Annotated in this window: 11 protein-coding genes; 8 read left to right on the forward strand and 3 right to left on the reverse strand. The window is 62.0% G+C overall.

The window, feature by feature from the left end; genetic code table 11:
- The first annotated feature begins 25 nt into the window (after positions 1 to 25).
- The 8 genes from AB4O09_RS13725 (at position 26) to AB4O09_RS13760 (ending at position 10,289) form a co-directional block, all read left to right on the forward strand.
- Positions 26 to 916, forward strand: a complete 891-nt coding sequence (locus tag AB4O09_RS13725; RefSeq protein WP_003202709.1) for an NAD(+) kinase — start codon at positions 26 to 28, stop codon at positions 914 to 916.
- Positions 913 to 1,887 (forward strand): metallophosphoesterase, encoded by a 975-nt coding sequence (locus AB4O09_RS13730; RefSeq protein ID WP_172681412.1) that lies wholly within the window; start codon positions 913 to 915, stop codon positions 1,885 to 1,887. The genes AB4O09_RS13725 and AB4O09_RS13730 overlap by 4 nt, the downstream gene beginning before the upstream one ends.
- Positions 1,884 to 2,756, forward strand: a complete 873-nt coding sequence (locus tag AB4O09_RS13735) for a rhomboid family intramembrane serine protease (RefSeq protein ID WP_003202703.1) — start codon at positions 1,884 to 1,886, stop codon at positions 2,754 to 2,756. Before AB4O09_RS13730 ends, AB4O09_RS13735 begins: the two co-directional genes overlap by 4 nt.
- A gap of 46 nt (positions 2,757 to 2,802) precedes the next feature.
- A complete protein-coding gene (locus AB4O09_RS13740) occupies positions 2,803 to 3,063 on the forward strand; it encodes a YeaC family protein (RefSeq protein ID WP_003202701.1) in 261 nt (86 codons plus the stop codon).
- A complete protein-coding gene (locus AB4O09_RS13745) occupies positions 3,060 to 3,890 on the forward strand; it encodes a DUF2797 domain-containing protein (RefSeq protein WP_003202699.1) in 831 nt (276 codons plus the stop codon). The genes AB4O09_RS13740 and AB4O09_RS13745 overlap by 4 nt, the downstream gene beginning before the upstream one ends.
- 13 nt (positions 3,891 to 3,903) lie before the next feature.
- Positions 3,904 to 6,561: an aminopeptidase N gene (gene pepN, locus AB4O09_RS13750; protein WP_460108335.1), complete on the forward strand. Its 2,658-nt coding sequence runs from the start codon at positions 3,904 to 3,906 to the stop codon at positions 6,559 to 6,561.
- Positions 6,562 to 6,817: 256 nt separating this feature from the next.
- Positions 6,818 to 7,870, forward strand: coding sequence for a WD40/YVTN/BNR-like repeat-containing protein (locus AB4O09_RS13755; RefSeq protein WP_039012259.1), 1,053 nt, complete (start codon positions 6,818 to 6,820; stop codon positions 7,868 to 7,870).
- A gap of 43 nt (positions 7,871 to 7,913) precedes the next feature.
- Complete coding sequence (locus AB4O09_RS13760; RefSeq protein ID WP_003202691.1) at positions 7,914 to 10,289, forward strand: efflux RND transporter permease subunit; 2,376 nt, start codon at positions 7,914 to 7,916, stop codon at positions 10,287 to 10,289.
- 136 nt (positions 10,290 to 10,425) lie between these two features.
- On the opposite strand, the gene AB4O09_RS13765 is transcribed toward AB4O09_RS13760, so the two are convergent.
- From AB4O09_RS13765 to AB4O09_RS13775, 3 genes are all read right to left on the reverse strand, one after another.
- The gene (locus AB4O09_RS13765; protein WP_460108338.1) at positions 10,426 to 15,126 is read right to left on the reverse strand and encodes a dermonecrotic toxin domain-containing protein; all 4,701 of its coding nucleotides are present in this window, start codon (positions 15,124 to 15,126) and stop codon (positions 10,426 to 10,428) included.
- Between the two features lie 216 nt (positions 15,127 to 15,342).
- A complete protein-coding gene (locus tag AB4O09_RS13770; protein WP_003202686.1) occupies positions 15,343 to 16,062 on the reverse strand; it encodes a FadR/GntR family transcriptional regulator in 720 nt (239 codons plus the stop codon).
- A gap of 257 nt (positions 16,063 to 16,319) precedes the next feature.
- On the reverse strand, positions 16,320 to 18,056 hold the full coding sequence (locus AB4O09_RS13775; protein WP_003202685.1) for an IlvD/Edd family dehydratase: 1,737 nt from the start codon (positions 18,054 to 18,056) through the stop codon (positions 16,320 to 16,322).
- Between the last annotated feature and the right edge of the window lie 14 nt (positions 18,057 to 18,070).

Raw genomic sequence — 18,070 nt, forward strand, 5'->3', positions numbered from 1 at the left:
CGTCGCAGACCCTCGCAGGAGCCTCATGGAGCAATTTCGCAATATCGGCATCATCGGTCGCCTGGGCAGTTCGCAGGTGTTGGACACCGTTCGCCGTCTCAAACGTTTCCTCCTGGAGCGACACCTGCATGTGATCCTCGAAGATACCATCGCCGAAGTCTTGCCGGGCCATGGCCTGCAGACGTCGTCGCGCAAGATGCTGGGCGAGGTCTGCGACATGGTGATCGTGGTCGGCGGCGACGGCAGCCTGCTGGGGGCCGCCCGGGCCCTGGCGCGGCACAATATCCCGGTGCTGGGGATCAACCGGGGCAGCCTGGGGTTCCTCACCGATATCCGCCCTGACGAGCTGGAAACCAAGGTCGCCGAGGTGCTGGACGGCCACTACCTGGTGGAAAACCGCTTCCTGCTGCAAGCCGAGGTCCGTCGTCACGCCGAGGCCATCGGCCAGGGCGATGCCCTCAATGACGTGGTGCTGCACCCTGGCAAATCCACGCGCATGATCGAATTCGAGCTGTACATCGACGGCCAGTTCGTCTGCAGCCAGAAGGCCGACGGCCTGATCGTCGCGACCCCGACCGGTTCCACGGCCTACGCGCTCTCGGCCGGCGGACCGATCATGCACCCCAAGCTCGACGCTATTGTGATTGTGCCCATGTACCCCCATACCTTGTCTGGGCGACCGATTGTGGTCGATGGCAACAGTGAGCTGAAAATCGTCGTGTCCAAGGATATGCAGATCTACCCGCAAGTGTCCTGTGACGGCCAGAACCATTTCACCTGCGCGCCGGGTGACACCATCACCGTCAGCAAGAAAGCGCAGAAGCTGCGCCTGATCCATCCGCTGGATCACAATTACTATGAAGTCTGCCGGACCAAGCTCGGCTGGGGCAGTCGGTTGGGGGGTGGAGGCGACTGATGCTCGATCCTGCGCGCAGTTACGATTTGATCGGTGACGTGCATGGATGCGCCCTGACCCTGGAACACCTGCTGGACCGACTCGGTTACCACAAGCAGGGCGGGGTCTGGCGGCATCCGTCGCGCATGGCTGTGTTCCTGGGGGACATCATCGACCGTGGCCCGCGGATTCGCGAGGCGCTGCATATCGTCCACGACATGGTCGTGGCCGGCCAGGCGCTGTGCATCATGGGCAACCACGAGTTCAACGCCCTGGGCTGGAGCACACCGGCTTTGCCCGGCAGCGGCCAGCGCTACGTGCGCGAACACACGCCGCGTCATGCTCGCCTGCTCAACGAGACCCTGACCCAGTTCGAGCAGCATCCCGGCGACTGGCATGACTTTCTCAAGTGGTTCTACGAGCTGCCGCTGTTTGTCGACGCCGGCCGGTTCCGGGTGGTGCATGCCTGTTGGGATTCGGGCCTGATCGAACCGCTGCGTGGCCTGTTCCCGGACGGTTGTGTCGACGAGCATTTCCTCCAGGCCTCGGCGCAACCGGGCAGTTTTGCCAGCACGGTGTTCGATCGTTTGCTACGTGGCACCGACATGCGCCTGCCCCATGGCCTGACGCTGACCGGTGGCGATGGCCTGACCCGTTCGTTTTTTCGCACCAAGTTCTGGGAAGACAACCCGCAGACCTACGGCGACATCGTCTTCCAGCCCGACGCCTTGCCAGAACCGGTGGCCCGCACACCGCTGTCACCGGATGAAAAAAACAACCTGCTGCGCTATGGCGTCCATGAACCGTTGCTGTTCGTCGGCCACTATTGGCGCAGCGGCAAGCCCGCGCCCATTCGCCCGAACCTGGCCTGCCTGGATTACAGCGCGGTGCTCTACGGCAAGCTGGTCGCCTATCGCCTCGACCAGGAAACCCGCCTGGATCCGCACAAGTTCGTCTGGGTGGATGTCGAGCGGCCGGAGGTGGTGCAATGAGCGTCGTCGCGGTTTTGCGCCTGCCCTTGGCAGTGGACCTGAGCGGCTTCGTCAAGTTGCTGCAACGCATGCAGGTGCCCCATCGCGTCAGTGAAGAGGCGGGCGAGCAGGTGCTCTGGGTGCCGGATGAAATCAGTGAGGACGTGCGTTCGTTGTACGCGCGTTTTCCCGCTGGCGATCCCGACCAGCAGTTGGAGCTGTCAGACACGGGTGGCACTTCCCGGCGGGCGGGGTTTGTCCAGCAACTGACGCGCAGCCCAGTGACGGCCGTGGTGTTGTTGCTGAGCCTGATCGTCAGTGCGGTCACCCTGCTAGGGGAAAATCTTGAGGCCCTGCGCTGGCTGACCTTCCTCGAGTTCCGCGTCGTTGGCGACTACATCCAGTTCACGCCGTTGGCCGATAGCCTGGCGGCGGGGCAGTGGTGGCGCCTGGTGACACCGATGCTGATTCACTTCGGCTTCCTGCACATCGCCATGAATGGCATGTGGTACTGGGAACTGGGACGGCGGATCGAGGCGCGCCAGGGTGGCATCAACTTGCTGGGGCTGACGCTGCTGTTCAGCCTCGTCTCCAATTTCGCCCAGTACTTTTTCAGCGGCCCGACGTTGTTCGGTGGGTTGTCGGGGGTGTTGTACGGCCTGCTGGGCCATTGCTGGATCTACCAATTGCTCGCACCGAACCCGGCCTATCACTTGCCCCGTGGGGTGTTGGTGATGATGCTGGTGTGGTTGCTGCTGTGCCTGTCCGGGCTGGTTTCGCTGATCGGTTTCGGTGAAATCGCCAATGCGGCCCACGTCGGCGGGCTGCTCGTCGGATGCTTCACGGGTTTGTTGGGCGGGCTGTTCGCTCGCCGTAAAATGGCCCTTTGACCGGCGCCTGTGCCTTTTGAGAATGCGCGATTTGCGCGGAGAACCCATGTCTTCCTTCAACGAAATGATCCAGAACATCACACCCGACATCTACCGGAGCCTGAAACTGGCGGTGGAAATCGGTAAATGGGCCGATGGCAACAAGCTCACCGCCGAGCAACGCGAACTCTCGTTGCAGGCGATGATCGCCTGGGAAATCCAGAACCTGCCCGAAGAGGAGCGCACTGGTTACATGGGCGCGCAGGAATGCCATTCGAAGTCCACTGAAGTGCCGAATATCCTGTTCAAGTCGGACGCCATCCATTGATCGAGATTGGCCGCGGTGCAATCAGCAAGATGTCGGCGCGCCTTGACGGGCCGACCGTTCAATACGCCTTTCGCCTGGGCGATGTCGAGGTGCCGGTCAACCCGTTGATCGGCAGCACGGTGCGCCTGGAGTACCTCGGTGCGATCCACTGCACCCACTGTGGACGCCGGACCAAGACCAGCTTCAGCCAGGGGTATTGCTACCCCTGCATGACCAAGCTGGCCCAGTGCGACCTGTGCATCATGAGCCCCGAGCGTTGCCATTACGAGGCGGGCACCTGCCGCGACCCGGCCTGGGGCGAGCAGTTCTGCATGACCGATCATGTGGTCTACCTGGCCAATTCCTCGGGTGTGAAAGTTGGCATCACTCGCGCCACGCAATTGCCGACCCGCTGGCTGGACCAGGGCGCCAGCCAGGCGCTGCCGATCCTGCGGGTCGCCACCCGCCAGCAATCGGGGTTTGTCGAAGACCTGTTCCGCAGCCAGGTGGCGGACAAGACCAACTGGCGCGCCTTGCTCAAGGGCGACGCCGTGGCGGTGGACCTGCCGGCGATCCGTGACTCGCTGTTCGAAAGCTGCGCCCAGGGATTGCAGGGGTTGCAGGAACGATTCGGCCTGCAAGCGATCCAGACCATAGCGGACGTCGAACCCATCGAGATCCGTTATCCGGTGGAGCAATACCCGGCCAAGATCGTCAGCTTCAACCTGGACAAGAACCCGATCGCCGAAGGCACGCTGCTGGGGATCAAGGGCCAGTACCTGATTTTTGACACCGGCGTGATCAATATTCGTAAATACACGGCCTACCAGCTCGCCGTGCATCAGTAGAAGGATTCGACCTATGCGCACCGAACAACCGAAGATGATTTACCTGAAGGACTATCAGGCGCCCGAGTACCTGATCGATGAGACGCACCTGACCTTCGAGTTGTTCGAGGACCACAGCCTGGTCCATGCGCAACTGGTGATGCGCCGCAACCCCGAGCGCGGTGCCGGGCTGCCGCCGCTGGTGCTCGATGGCCAGCACCTGGAACTGCTCTCGCTCAAGCTCGACGACGCCGACCTGGGGCAGGGCGACTATCAACTGGACGACAGTCACCTGACCGTTCACCCCAAGGCCCAGGCCTTCACGGTCGACACCACCGTCCGGATCCACCCGGAAACCAACACCGCCCTGGAAGGTTTGTACAAGTCCGGCAGCATGTTCTGCACCCAGTGCGAGGCCGAAGGTTTCCGCAAGATCACCTATTACCTGGACCGCCCGGATGTGATGAGCAAGTTCACCACCACCGTGGTGGCCGAGCAGCACAGCTATCCGGTGCTGCTGTCCAACGGCAATCCGATTGCCAGCGGTCCCGGCGAAGACGGCCGGCACTGGGCGACCTGGGAAGACCCGTTCAAGAAGCCGGCCTACCTGTTTGCCCTGGTGGCCGGTGACCTGTGGTGCGTCGAAGACACCTTCACTACCCTGAGCGAGCGCACCGTAGCGCTGCGCATCTACGTCGAGCCGGAAAACATCGACAAGTGCCAGCACGCCATGACCAGCCTGAAGAAGTCGATGCGCTGGGACGAAGAGGTGTACGGGCGCGAGTACGACCTGGACATCTTCATGATCGTCGCGGTCAACGATTTCAACATGGGCGCCATGGAGAACAAGGGCCTCAATATCTTCAACTCCAGCGCCGTGCTGGCCCGCGCCGAAACCGCCACCGATGCCGCGCACCAGCGGGTCGAGGCGATCGTTGCCCACGAATACTTCCATAACTGGTCGGGCAACCGCGTGACCTGTCGCGACTGGTTCCAACTGTCGCTCAAGGAAGGTTTCACGGTGTTCCGCGACGCCGGGTTCTCGGCCGACATGAACTCCGCCACCGTCAAGCGCATCCAGGACGTGGCGTACCTGCGTACCCACCAGTTCGCCGAAGATGCCGGCCCCATGGCGCACCCGGTGCGTCCGGACAGCTTCATCGAGATCTCCAACTTCTACACCCTGACCGTGTACGAAAAGGGCTCGGAAGTGGTTGGCATGATCCACACCCTGCTGGGGCCTGAGGGTTTCCGCAAGGGCAGTGACCTGTACTTCGAACGCCACGACGGCCAGGCCGTGACCTGCGACGACTTCATCAAGGCCATGGAAGATGCCAACGGCGTCGACCTGGCCCAGTTCAAGCGCTGGTACAGCCAGGCCGGTACACCACGGCTGGCGGTGAGCGAATCTTATGATGCCGCCGTCAAGACCTACAGCCTGACCTTCAGCCAGAGTTGCCCGCCGACCCCGGACAAGCAGGAAAAACTGCCGTTCGTGATTCCCGTGGAGCTGGGCCTGCTGGACAGCCAGGGTGCTGAAATCCCTCTGCGCCTGGCTGGTGAAGCGGCGGCAGACGGCACGTCCCGAGTGATCTCGGTGACCGAAGCCGAGCAGACCTTCACCTTTGTCGACATCGCCGAACAGCCGCTGCCTTCGTTGCTGCGTGGTTTCTCGGCGCCGGTGAAGCTGAGCTTTCCGTACAACCGCGACCAGTTGATGTTCCTCATGCAGCACGACAGCGACGGGTTCAACCGTTGGGATGCCGGCCAGCAATTGTCGGTCCAGGTGCTGCAGGAACTGATCGCCCAGCATCAGCAGGGCGCCAGCCTGGTGCTGGACCCGCGCCTGGTCAGTGCGCTGCGCAGCGTGCTGTCGGACGAGTCCCTGGACCAGGCCATGGTCGCCGAAATGCTCTCGCTGCCAAGCGAAGCCTACCTGACGGAAATCAGCGAAGTGGCTGACGTCGAGGCGATCCATGCCGCCCGTGAGTTTGCCCGCCAGCAGTTGGCCGAGAACCTGTTCGAAGCCCTCTGGCTGCGTTATGCAGCCAACCGCGACCTGTCGAAGAAAACCCCTTACGTGGCCGAGGCCGAGCATTTCGCCCGTCGCGCGTTGCAGAACATCGCGCTGTCGTACCTGATGCTCACCGGCAAGCCTGAGGTGCTGAGTGCGACCCTGGAGCAGTTCGACACCGCCGATAACATGACCGAGCGCCTGACCGCGCTGGCGGTGCTGGTCAACTCGCCATTCGAAGCCGAGAAGGCCAAGGCGCTGGAAGTGTTTTCGGAAAACTTCAAGGGCAACCCGCTGGTCATGGACCAATGGTTCAGCGTCCAGGCCGGCAGCCCGGCGCCGGGTGGCCTGGCGCGGGTCAAGGCGCTGATGGAGCACCCGGCGTTCAATATCAAGAACCCGAACAAGGTGCGGGCGCTGGTGGGGGCGTTTGCCGGGCAGAACCTGATCAACTTCCACGCGGCCGACGGTTCGGGTTATCGCTTCCTGGCGGACCTGGTCATCCAGCTCAATGGCTTCAACCCGCAGATCGCCTCCCGGCAACTGGCCCCGCTGACTCGCTGGCGCAAATACGACAGCGCCCGCCAGGCGCTGATGAAGGCCGAACTGGAGCGCATCCTGGCATCCGGCGCGCTTTCCGCCGATGTGTTCGAGGTGGTGAGCAAGAGCCTGGCATAAACAGGCACTGCCTTACCTTTGTGGCGAGGGGATAAATCCCCTCGCCACATTCATCACCCTCACGAATGTCTTCTGATTCACCCTTGGCCGATATCCCCCCGGTTAACAAAAGATAACGTGGCGTCGATTGTCAGACCTTTCGAAAGCCCGATAGGATAGGTCTGCTTCCGAAGTGGCTCTAGATTGCAGGTTTCAGGACTATGCTCCAGGACTGGCAACGTACCAAGCCATAACAATAATAATGGGGGAAAGGTCTATGAATGAGCCTGTCATGGCTGTGGGCCGCAGCCGGCCGCCGATGCTGCGCAGAGTCGCGTTGCTGGCTTCGGCGCTCTCGCTGCTGGGCTCTGCGGTGTTGTCGGCACCGGTGATGGCTGTTGCGGCGTCGACGTCCGATGTCATCTATTCCGTCGAATCGGCCAAGGCCAGCAAAACCCTGATGCTCGATGTGGTCCACGCCGGCCAGCGCCTGGTGGCGGTCGGTGACCGCGGGCACATTGTCTATTCGGACGACCAGGGCAAGTCCTGGACCCAGGCCAAGGTGCCGACTCGCCAACTGCTCACGGCGGTATTTTTCGTCGATGACAAACACGGCTGGGCCGTGGGGCACGACGCGCAGATCCTCGCCAGCGATGACGGCGGCAGCAGCTGGACCAAGCAATTCGAAGACCTCACCCGCGAAGCACCCCTGCTGGACGTCTGGTTCAAGGATGCCGGCAACGGTTTCGCCGTGGGCGCCTACGGCGCACTGCTGGAAACCACCGACGGCGGCAAGCACTGGGAAGACGCCAGCGACCGCCTCGAAAACGAAGACCAGTTCCACCTCAATGCGATAGCCGCCGTGAAAGATGCCGGGCTGTTCATTGTCGGCGAGGCTGGCAGCATGTTCCGCTCCGCCGACTGGGGCCAGACCTGGGAAAAGGTCGAAGGCCCGTACGAAGGCTCGCTGTTCGGGGTCATCGGTACGGCCCAGCCTTCGACGTTGCTGGCCTATGGCTTGCGCGGCAACCTTTATCGTTCCACTGACTTCGGCGGCACTTGGGATCAGGTCGAGCTCAAGGCCGCGCGCGGTGCCCTGGAGTTCGGCCTGTCAGGCGCCACGCTACTGGCGGACGGTTCCATCGTGATTGTCGGCAACGGCGGCAGCGTCGTGCGCAGTACCGACGACGGCGAGACCTTCAGCGTGTTCAACCGCCCGGACCGAATTTCCGTGGCGGCCGTCACGGCGGCAGGCAACGGCAACCTGATTCTGGCGGGGCAAGGTGGCGTTCGTGCCACCACGTCCACCGGCGCCGAACTGAGCAAATGAGTCACGCCTGCAAGACGGGCACAAAAACAAGAAGGCGGACCCCATGAGCAGTCATCACCAAGACAAGGCGACGTTCCTCGAGCGCCTGATTTTCAACAACCGCCCGGCAGTGATCATCATTTGCCTGCTGGTCAGCATTTTCCTGTTCTGGCAGGCCACGCTGATCCGGCCGTCCACCAGTTTCGAAAAAATGATCCCCCTCGAGCACCCCTTCATCCAGAAGATGCTCGAGCACCGCAACGACCTGGCGAACCTGGGCAACACGGTGCGTATTTCCGTGGAGGCCACCAACGGCGACATCTTCTCCAAGGAATACATGGAGACCCTGCGTCAGATCCACGATGAGGTCTTCTACATCTCCGGCGTCGACCGTTCCGGGCTCAAGTCGTTGTGGAGCCCGAGCGTGCGCTGGACCGAAGTGACGGAGGAGGGCTTCGCCGGCGGCGAGGTGATCCCCCAGAGCTACAACGGTTCGGCCGACAGCCTCGATCTGCTGCGTAATAACGTGCTCAAGTCCGGCCAGGTCGGGCGCCTGGTGGCCAACGACTTCAAGTCGAGCATCATCGACATCCCGCTGCTGGAGTCCTATCCCGACCCGCAGGACCAGGGCAAGTTGCTCGCCCTCGACTACCGGAAGTTTTCCCACGAGCTTGAAGACAAGATCCGCAACAAGTTCGAAGCCCAGAACCCCAACGTGCAGATCCATATCGTCGGTTTCGCCAAGAAGGTCGGCGACCTGATCGACGGCCTGGTCATGGTGGTGCTGTTCTTCGGCGTGGCTTTCGTCATCACCCTGATCCTGCTGTACTGGTTCACCAACTGCATGCGCAGTACCGTCGCGGTATTGACCACCACCCTGGTGGCGGTGGTCTGGCAACTGGGGCTGATGCATGCGGCCGGTTTCGGCCTGGATCCGTACTCGATGCTGGTGCCGTTCCTGATCTTCGCCATCGGCATTTCCCATGGGGTGCAGAAAATCAACGGCATCGCCTTGCAGTCCAGCGATGCGGACAACGCCCTGACAGCGGCGCGGCGCACCTTCCGGCAGTTGTTCCTGCCGGGGATGATCGCGATCCTGGCGGACGCCGTGGGTTTCATCACCTTGCTGATCATCGACATCGGCGTGATCCGCGAACTGGCCATTGGCGCCTCCATCGGCGTGGCGGTGATCGTGTTCACCAACCTGATCCTGCTGCCGGTGGCGATCTCCTACGCTGGCATCAGCAAGCGTGCGGTCGAGCGCAGCAAGAAAGACGCGACCCGCGAACATCCGTTCTGGCGCCTGCTGTCGAACTTCGCCAGCGCCAAGGTCGCGCCGGTGTCCATTGCCCTGGCGGTGATCGCCTTTGGCGGTGGGCTCTGGTACAGCCAGAACCTGAAGATCGGCGACCTGGACCAGGGCGCGCCGGAACTGCGTCCGGACTCGCGCTACAACCAGGACAACAACTTCATCATCAGCAATTACTCCACCAGCTCCGATGTACTGGTGGTGATGGTCAAGACCAAGGCCGAAGGCTGCTCGCGCTATGAAGCCATGGCCCCCATCGACGAGCTGATGTGGAAGATGCAGAACACCGAGGGCGTGCAGTCGGCGATTTCCCTGGTGACCGTGTCCAAGCAGATGATCAAGGGCATGAACGAGGGCAACCTGAAATGGGAAACCCTGTCGCGCAACCCTGACGTGCTGAACAACTCCATCGCCCGGGCCGATGGCCTGTACAACAACAGTTGCTCCCTGGCACCGGTGCTGGTGTTCCTTAACGACCACAAGGCCGAGACATTGGACCGCGCGGTGAAGGCGGTGCAGGACTTCGCCAAGGAAAACAACCGCGATGGCCTGGAGTTCATCCTTGCCGCCGGTAACGCAGGCATCGAAGCGGCCACCAACGAGGTGATCAAGGCATCGGAGCTGACCATCCTGATCCTGGTGTACATCTGCGTGGCGACCATGTGCATGATCACCTTCCGTTCCTGGGCGGCGACGCTGTGCATCGTGTTGCCGCTGGTGCTGACCTCGGTGCTGGGCAACGCCCTGATGGCGTTCATGGGCATTGGCGTGAAGGTCGCGACCCTGCCGGTGGTGGCACTGGGCGTGGGGATTGGCGTGGACTACGGCATCTACATCTACAGCCGCCTGGAGAGTTTCCTGCGCGCCGGGTTGCCGTTGCAGGAGGCTTACTACCAGACGCTGAAATCCACCGGCAAGGCGGTGCTGTTCACCGGTTTGTGCCTGGCCATCGGTGTTTGCACCTGGATCTTCTCGGCCATCAAGTTCCAGGCGGACATGGGGTTGATGCTGACGTTCATGTTGCTGTGGAACATGTTCGGCGCGCTGTGGCTGCTGCCGGCGCTGGCGCGGTTCCTGATCAAGCCTGAGAAACTGGCGGGGCAGAAGGGTAATTCGTTGTTTGCGCATTGATCGACGGTAGAACCTGCCCAATGTGGGAGCGAGCTTGCTCGCGATAGCGCTGTGACAGTCAATGAAGGTGTTGAATGTCAGTGCGCAATCGCGAGCAAGCTCGCTCCCACAGGTTTTTACAGCCTCGGTGGCGAGGTCAGCCTGATGCATCGCTGTCATCAGGCGCCAACGGCAAGAACTTGCTCTGTGCCATGAGCTTGCCGATTTTCCCTCGATGCACATTCACCACCGCGTAGGGGCTATCAGCCTTGGCGAGCAGCGAGTGATAGTCTTCCCTGCGTTGTGCCTTGGTTTTCAGGTGCGCGACGCTGTAGTCGGCTTTCGGCGTATCGATTTTTTCGTAGTGAAAATGCGCATACCAAAGGGGGAAGCCGTCCCGGTTGTTGATGGCATATTCCTGGAGGAAATCCTGGCGGGCTCCTTTCAAGGCCTTGCGTTCACCCAGTCGTGCAACTTGAACCAGGTCTTTTTCGAACAGGTACTGGAGGTTGCCGTCGGTGGGCGGCAGGTGCAGGCTCAGTTGGACACGCAGGGCGCTGCCCCTGGACGTCAGTCTGGAGATGGCCTCGGCCAACTGTCTACCCAGCGCTTGATCAGCCGCTGTGCGTGGCGTTTGTGAGGCGGCGAAGGCCCTGTCGAGTTCTTCAGAAAGCGTGCGGAAGCGACTTGCCTCATTGTTCATGATCTCCTCGATTTCCTGAGGATGACGGCAACGCTTTTTATAGCTTTCAGCGCGGCGGAGACGTTTCTCCAGTTCCTCCAGCAGTGTTCGCGCATCGCCGTTGATCGCGTTGATCGATCGGGTCCTGGGGGCTGGAACCGGTCGGTGTACGTCGACAACGTCCCATACGTCGTCGTGACGCGAATAGGTGGCAAGCACCTGATTGTCGACTTCGGAGCGCAACTCGACGACTTCAATCGGCAAGGAGGTGCCGGCAGGTTTCAGGTCACCAATCAGAACGCCACTCCTGCGGGTCTTGATCACCTTTTTCTGAAGGCGCCCGGAGTGCGTCTTCGGGCGTTTGGGCGCACGCTTGCGCGGTGTCGGTTCGGGTTTGACTTCTGCCGCCAGTCTTCCGGAAGCGTCCTGGTACAGGCTGTCAAGCAGCGTGGCCAGCCTGTCGAAATAGGACTCGTTGATATCGTCGACATAAAGCGCCTTCATGCCCTGCAACGCGTCGAGGGCCTCGCCATAATGCTCGGTCAGGCTGGTCAGTACCTCAAGCTGCTCAGAGGCGGTCAGGTCGTACAGTTGCAGGTCAGCGTGGGAGCGCACCTGCTCGGCCAATGGCCTGACGATGCGATACAGGCTATCGGGCAAGCTGGTTTCGGGGTGTTTGATGGCCAGCATCGGCAGGGCGGCCAATTGCAGGGCCTTGGTGCCTATGACATTCCGTTCATTCTGCGGACGGCCGCGGGTCAGGCGTTCGAATGCCTGGGCTCCCACGGAATCCAGGTTCAATAGCTTCTCCAGGTACTCATCCTTGAGTTGCAGCCAATGGATGGCGCGATCATTGATGTCGCTCATGGCTTCAAGGAACATCACGTAGCCCTGCATGTCGCGAACCACGGCTTCTTCCACAAACGTTCCGGAAAACTGCGGGTGAGCGGCATTCAGGGCCCGTTGATCCATCTCGACGACCAGGAAGGCCTTGCGGGCATTGTTGACCACATTCTCCATCAGCCCGCGGACGCTTCCAGAGGGCAAGCCAATGCCCAGTCTTGCGCGCTCGGGCGCACTGTCCAGCAGTTTCAAATAGATGTCGGTCTGCTCGTTGAGCAGGTCATAAAACACTTTTCGTTTTGGCGCGCGCTGTTCCTCGGTATAGGCGTTTCCTTCCTCGAGCCGGGTCATCACTTGTTGGGCAATGTCCAGGGATCGTTGTCGTTCGTTCTCCTGGGCGAGGTAATTGTTCATTTCAGCGCTCAGCTCGATGGCTTTGTGGGCATTGAGGCGACGCTGGTCAGCCAGGCGCTTGGGCGGCGCACCGCCGCGCAGGCGCAAGCGCAGGTCAAGGGACCAGTTGCCGTCCAGGTCCGATTGCAGCGCAGGTCCGGTCTGTGTCGGGTCGAGCGGGTCGACAATCGTGGTGCTGCCGTCCGGGTCCGGGTTGACCGGGTACAGCCCGTCTTGCAGCAACGCGTGCCATTTGTTGGCGATCACGTACAAGCCCTTGAACGGGCCATTTCCAATCGGCTCAGGCAAGGCAGTCGGACGCGCCACCTGCATGCGTCGTATGCGGGTGCGTTGTTCCTGCGTCAGGTGACGGCGAGGGCTGCTGAAACTGAAGTCCAGCGACCTGCTGGGTTGTTCGCCAGGCAAGGCGACGGATCCTTCCAGAACGCTCGGCGAGGTCGGTTCGGGCCACTGCTGTGCAACGACACGTGGCGCGGGGGCACGCATCGCTTGGTCCTTGATCGATGCGGGCGTGACTGCGCGAACCGGTGCACGGACGGCGGGAAAATGGCTCACCAGCATGGCCAGGTTGACCAGCAAATCGACGGTGGCCAGCTCCCGCGTTGCCGGATCGTCACTGCTCAGGGCCGGGATATCTTGACTGGCGCTGGCCATCAGGCTCCATAGCCAGACGGTGGCCATGGCCGGGCCGCGCAGCAACGGAAACAGCAGTGTATTGAACAGCAGGCTGCCGCCCTTGAGTAACACCGCCCAGCGGCTTTCGCTGTTGGAGACAGAGTTGCGGTCGGCCTGGGTGACCAGGGCTCGGGCGTTGCAGCCGTAGAGGTACTGCATCAATTTGCCGTTGCGCAGGTATTGCAGCAGTTCATCGTTGCCGGCGTCGACGGCGAGCGTTGCCGGAACGGGCTTTTCGGGAACGCTGAACTCGTCGCCCTCGAAGAAACGCACGATGTGCGGTTCGAGGAAGCCGCCATTGGCATACACCGGGCGTGCGTCGTCGGACATCCAGGTCAGGACGCTGTTCTGCAAGTCTGCGGCGCTCACGACGGACTGCAACAGTGCCTGGCGCGTCGCAAACTCCAACAGCACGGGCGCGTACAGGGGGCGATACAACAGGTGCGGGCCCGTTCTGGCGTCCTGCGCCTCGACGATGAACATGTTGCTCACGAGGTCGGGCCGGGCCTGGGGCTTGCGCAGGAAGGCCAGGTGTCGAATGACCACGGGGCGACCGTCAACCTGTCGGTCCTCAGCATCGGGTTGCAGCAGGGCCTCGATCAGATGCAGTCCTTGGCGAGTCATGCCGTTTTTGTTGTCGAGCATTTGCTGCAGCGCCTCGAGCGGCAACTGCGCCGGGAGTTGTTCGGCGAACGTCCGTTGAAATGCCTGCGCTTGAGGCGAGTCGCTCAATAGGGCTTGTTGCAGGTAGCGCGGATAAACCGTGCCGATGTCGACCTGTTCGATCAGCCCGCCCCTTCGGGTAATGAAGTCCGGCGTCAACCAGGCAGGCAAGGCCAGACCCCGGCGATGACTGAGTTGCAGGTTGCCACTGGGGCGTGCGACGAGGTTGTCGATGGCCAGTTGCGTCAGGCTCATCGTTCTTTTCGCGCGGATGCCAACGGTCCCGGGGTATCCCGCCGAGACGGTGAACGTCAGTACCACATCGTCGGGTTGGTAGTGACTGGGTTGCACCTTGGCCGGGCTGCTGTCGTTAGTCTTGCCCATCTGCGTGAGCAATGCGTCCGAGGTAAAAGCCTTGATGTCGCTGAGTGCGGGACGTCCTTGAGTGCGTTGCTTGAGGCTGGCCAGTGCCAGGCTGCATCGCTGGAACGTTGCTCGATCGACGACGGAGGCTTTTTTCAGCCATTCGGGCAGCAACGGCCCGAGTCGTGCCGATGTTTCAGGCGTGAGGCGCGGCGCGTCGTGCAGATAGCGAGCGGGATCGCTCAGCTCGCTGTAGAGCGTCTTGAGGTCTGGCAGGCCGATTCGGGAGGGCAACTGTACCGCCTGCACATCGGCCAGTTGTTGCTCCAAGATCATGGCGGCCTGGGTGTCGAAGGCATGCCCGTCGATTTCGTAGCGTTGACAGGTCACGGTGTCGACGACATAGCGACTGGCGATCCGTTCGCCCCAATACTGGTTGAAGGCTTCCATCGACTCGAAGGACTGCACGGCGCTGCCGGGGCTGCAAAGCACAATGACGAGGCCGTAGCGAGTGTAATGGAGCAGCAGGATCTCGTTGCTGGGCAGCACGCTGCTGGAGGTGCCTTGGGTGACAGTGCTTTCCAGGCTGTAGGCGTAGACGGGCGGGACATTGTGGCTAAAGCGTTGTTCACGGTCCGGCCAGCGGACGATCTGGGCCAGGGTCTCGCGTGCCGGTTCGGTCAGTCCTGGCTGTTGCAGCCCCCGGATATGCAGCATGTTCTTGAGTGTGTCGCTGAGCCATTGCCAGCGGCTGGTGCGGACAGGGGCATCGGTTTGCGGGCGGGGGCCGATGTCAGCGTTCCAATAACGGGTCAGTGCGTCTTCCAGCCCGATTGGAGCGGTCGAGGGCAGTTCAAGCAGCAGTTTTTCGATGACCTGCATGTCGAGCTTTTCATCCCGTGGCCAAAGGCGCTGCGGCGGCGTGTCGGAGAGGTAGCAATCAAGACTTCCCCGGGGGCTGAAATCCACGGAGGTGCCGAGGGCCAGGTATTCGAGCACCCGCGGCATGAACGGTTGAAAGTGCCAGCCACGGGTGATCGCATTGGGTGTGGCCAATTGGGTCTTGGCGAGGTCGATGGTCAGCGAGGGGTATCTGGCCTTGATGGCCTGTTGGAGCATTTGTTGCGCGACTTGCTCGAAGGTCGGGCGGTCGGCGAATGACTGGCTGACGGTTTGCGCAAGGGCAGAGGGGCTGTCAGCCGGGGAGGGCGAGGTCATAAGAAGTCCTTTTCCTGAGCTCATGGCCGTCGGGATGACGACGAGTCAAGTATCGACCTCCTGTTTTCCTGGTGTGCGGTATATAGCTACTGCCCGGTTGAGCGCGCGTTGTGGCAGGCCTGGTAGTCGCTGCCGTAGGCTGCGATCCGTTCGCTTGGGATTCAATTGGCAGGGGAAAGATCGCAGCCTCGTTGCACTCGGCAGCTCCTGCGGGGCTCAGGCTGGATCGTTGCCCAGTACCACATTCAGCGCGCTGCGGGCATCGTCCAGTTGCACCAGCGTGGCATGGCGGGCACCGAGGGCGTCGCGGTTCTCGATGGCGGTGAGGATCGCCTTGTGTCGCGGCATCGCCAGTTCATGCAGGTTGGGCCGCTGGTTGGAATGCTTGAGCGCCTCGGCGATGGCAACTGACAACATGTTGCAGAGATTGGCGAGCAGGTCGTTGTGGGTGGCGTCGGCGATGCGGCTGTGGAAGTCCAGGTCCGGTTGCAGCACGGCCTCGGGGGTCGGGGCCGCTTCCATGCGCTGGTAGGCCTCACGGATGGAAGCGATGTCGTCCTCGTTGGCGAACTGTGCGGCGAGGGCGGCGGCGGCCGGTTCGATGATGCTGCGCACGCTGGTCAGCAGGTTGAAGAATTCATTCTGCGGGCTGCTCTGCATCAGCCAATGCAGCACATCCGGGTCGAGCATGTGCCACTCCCGCCGAGCCTTGACCACCGTGCCCACGCGCGGGCGCGAATACACCAGGCCCTTGGCGACCAGCACTCGCGTGGCTTCGCGCAGCACCGGGCGGCTGACCGCATACTCTTCGCACAGCAAGGCTTCAGCGGGCAGTTTGTCGTCCGGTTTGAAGCGCCCGGAAACGATCTGCATGCCCAGTTCCTGGACGATGCGCGCGTGCATGCTTTTGCGGTCGGAGGGTTTACGGTAATCCATGGGATGCGGCGCGATCCTGTGCGAGGGGAGTGCTGCGCATGATAGCAGGCGCGGCGATGGCGGGTCGCTAATGCGATTTTTGATTTGGATACAGACCCATTGTGGGAGCGAGCTTTTTGTGGGAACTGAGCTTGCTCGCGATAGCGGTGTCACAGACAACAGAGATGTTGACTGGAAGGGCCTCATCGCGAGCAAGCTCAGCTCCCACAAAAAGCTTGCTCCCACAGAGGCTTGCTTCCACAAGGGGATGGGTGGGGTCAGTGGGAGTGGCGTGGCACCTCGGCGCCGCGGCAGCCGACCAGGAAGTCGAAGTCACAGCCCTGGTCCGCTTGCAGCACGTGGTCGATGTACAACTGCCGGTAACCGCCCACCAACAGGTTCTGCGGTGGCGGCAGGTCGGCCAGGCGTGCCGCGAGTTCGGCGTCCGGGATGTCCAGGTGCAGGCGGCCGCTGGCGCAATCGAGTTCGATCCAGTCGCCTTCCTTCACCGCCGCCAGAGGTCCGCCGGCGGCGGCTTCCGGTGCCACGTGCAGGACCACGGTGCCGTAGGCGGTGCCGCTCATGCGGGCGTCGGAAATCCGCACCATGTCCGTCACGCCCTGGGCCAGTAGCTTGGCCGGCAAGCCCATGTTGCCCACTTCGGCCATGCCCGGATAACCCTTCGGCCCGCAGTTTTTCATCACCAGGATCGAGTTGGCGTCCACGTCCAGTTCCGGGTCGTTGATCCGTGCCTTGTACTCGTCGAAATTTTCGAACACCACCGCGCGACCGCGATGCTGCATCAGTTCGGCGGTGGCGGCGGACGGCTTGAGCACCGCACCCAGTGGCGCCAGATTGCCGCGCAGCACGCAGATACCGCCGTCGGCGCGGATCGGGTTGTCCAGGGTGCGAATGACTTCGTCCTGGCCGTAGATCGGTGCGTCCTTGGTGTTCTCGCCGAGGCTCTTGCCGTTGACGGTCAAGGCGTTCGGATGGGGAATCAGGTTGGCTTCGCCGAGGCGACGCAGCACGGCGGGCAGGCCACCGGCGTAGTAGAACTCTTCCATCAGGAAGCGCCCGGACGGCTGCAGGTCGACGATGGTCGGCATGCCGCGACCGATGCGGGTCCAGTCGTCCAGGTCCAGCTGCACGCCGATGCGACCGGCAATGGCCTTGAGGTGGATCACCGCGTTGGTCGAACCGCCGATGGCCGCATTGACTCGGATGGCGTTTTCGAACGCTTCCTTGGTCAGGATCTTCGACAGTTTCAGGTCTTCACGGACCATTTCCACGGCGCGCATGCCGGACATATGGGCCAGCACATAGCGCCGTGCGTCCACGGCCGGAATCGCCGCGTTGTGCGGCAGGGAAGTACCGAGGGCTTCGGCCATGCAGGCCATGGTCGAGGCGGTGCCCATGGTGTTGCAGGTGCCGGCCGAGCGGGACATGCCACCCTCGGCCGCGAGGAAATCGTCAATGGTGATGGTGCCGGCCTTGACCTGTTCGCTCAATTGCCAGACCACGGTGCCGGAGCCGATGTCCTGGCCTTTGTGCTTGCCGTTGAGCATCGGCCCGCCGGTAACGACGATGGCCGGTACGTCACAACTGGCGGCGCCCATCAGCAGGGCGGGGGTGGTCTTGTCGCAACCGGTGAGCAGCACCACGCCGTCAATCGGGTTGCCGCGAATCGCCTCTTCTACGTCCATGCTCGCCAGGTTGCGGGTCAGCATGGCGGTGGGGCGCAGGTTCGATTCGCCGTTGGAGAACACCGGGAATTCCACCGGGAAGCCCCCGGCCTCGATCACTCCGCGCTTGACGTGTTCGGCGATTTGCCGGAAGTGCGCGTTGCACGGCGTCAGCTCCGACCAGGTGTTGCAGATGCCGATGATCGGCTTGCCGTGGAACTGATGGTCGGCGATGCCCTGATTTTTCATCCAGCTGCGGTACATGAAGCCGTTCTTGTCGGCGGTGCCAAACCATTGGGCCGAGCGCAGGGAGGGTTTCTTATCAGACATGATCGATTCTCTTA

It is taken from the genome of Pseudomonas sp. H1_F01 (genome assembly GCF_054681425.1).

What these genes read in the sequence shown, in the direction of transcription:
- AB4O09_RS13725 (WP_003202709.1), top strand. Translation starts at nt 26, where the DNA reads ATGGAGCAATTTCGCAATATCGGCATCATCGGTCGCCTGGGCAGTTCG.
- AB4O09_RS13735 (WP_003202703.1), top strand. Translation starts at nt 1,884, where the DNA reads ATGAGCGTCGTCGCGGTTTTGCGCCTGCCCTTGGCAGTGGACCTGAGC.
- AB4O09_RS13740 (WP_003202701.1), top strand. Translation starts at nt 2,803, where the DNA reads ATGTCTTCCTTCAACGAAATGATCCAGAACATCACACCCGACATCTAC.
- pepN (WP_460108335.1), top strand. Translation starts at nt 3,904, where the DNA reads ATGCGCACCGAACAACCGAAGATGATTTACCTGAAGGACTATCAGGCG.
- AB4O09_RS13755 (WP_039012259.1), top strand. Translation starts at nt 6,818, where the DNA reads ATGAATGAGCCTGTCATGGCTGTGGGCCGCAGCCGGCCGCCGATGCTG.
- AB4O09_RS13760 (WP_003202691.1), top strand. Translation starts at nt 7,914, where the DNA reads ATGAGCAGTCATCACCAAGACAAGGCGACGTTCCTCGAGCGCCTGATT.
- AB4O09_RS13765 (WP_460108338.1), bottom strand. Translation starts at nt 15,126, where the DNA reads ATGACCTCGCCCTCCCCGGCTGACAGCCCCTCTGCCCTTGCGCAAACC.
- AB4O09_RS13770 (WP_003202686.1), bottom strand. Translation starts at nt 16,062, where the DNA reads ATGGATTACCGTAAACCCTCCGACCGCAAAAGCATGCACGCGCGCATC.
- AB4O09_RS13775 (WP_003202685.1), bottom strand. Translation starts at nt 18,056, where the DNA reads ATGTCTGATAAGAAACCCTCCCTGCGCTCGGCCCAATGGTTTGGCACC.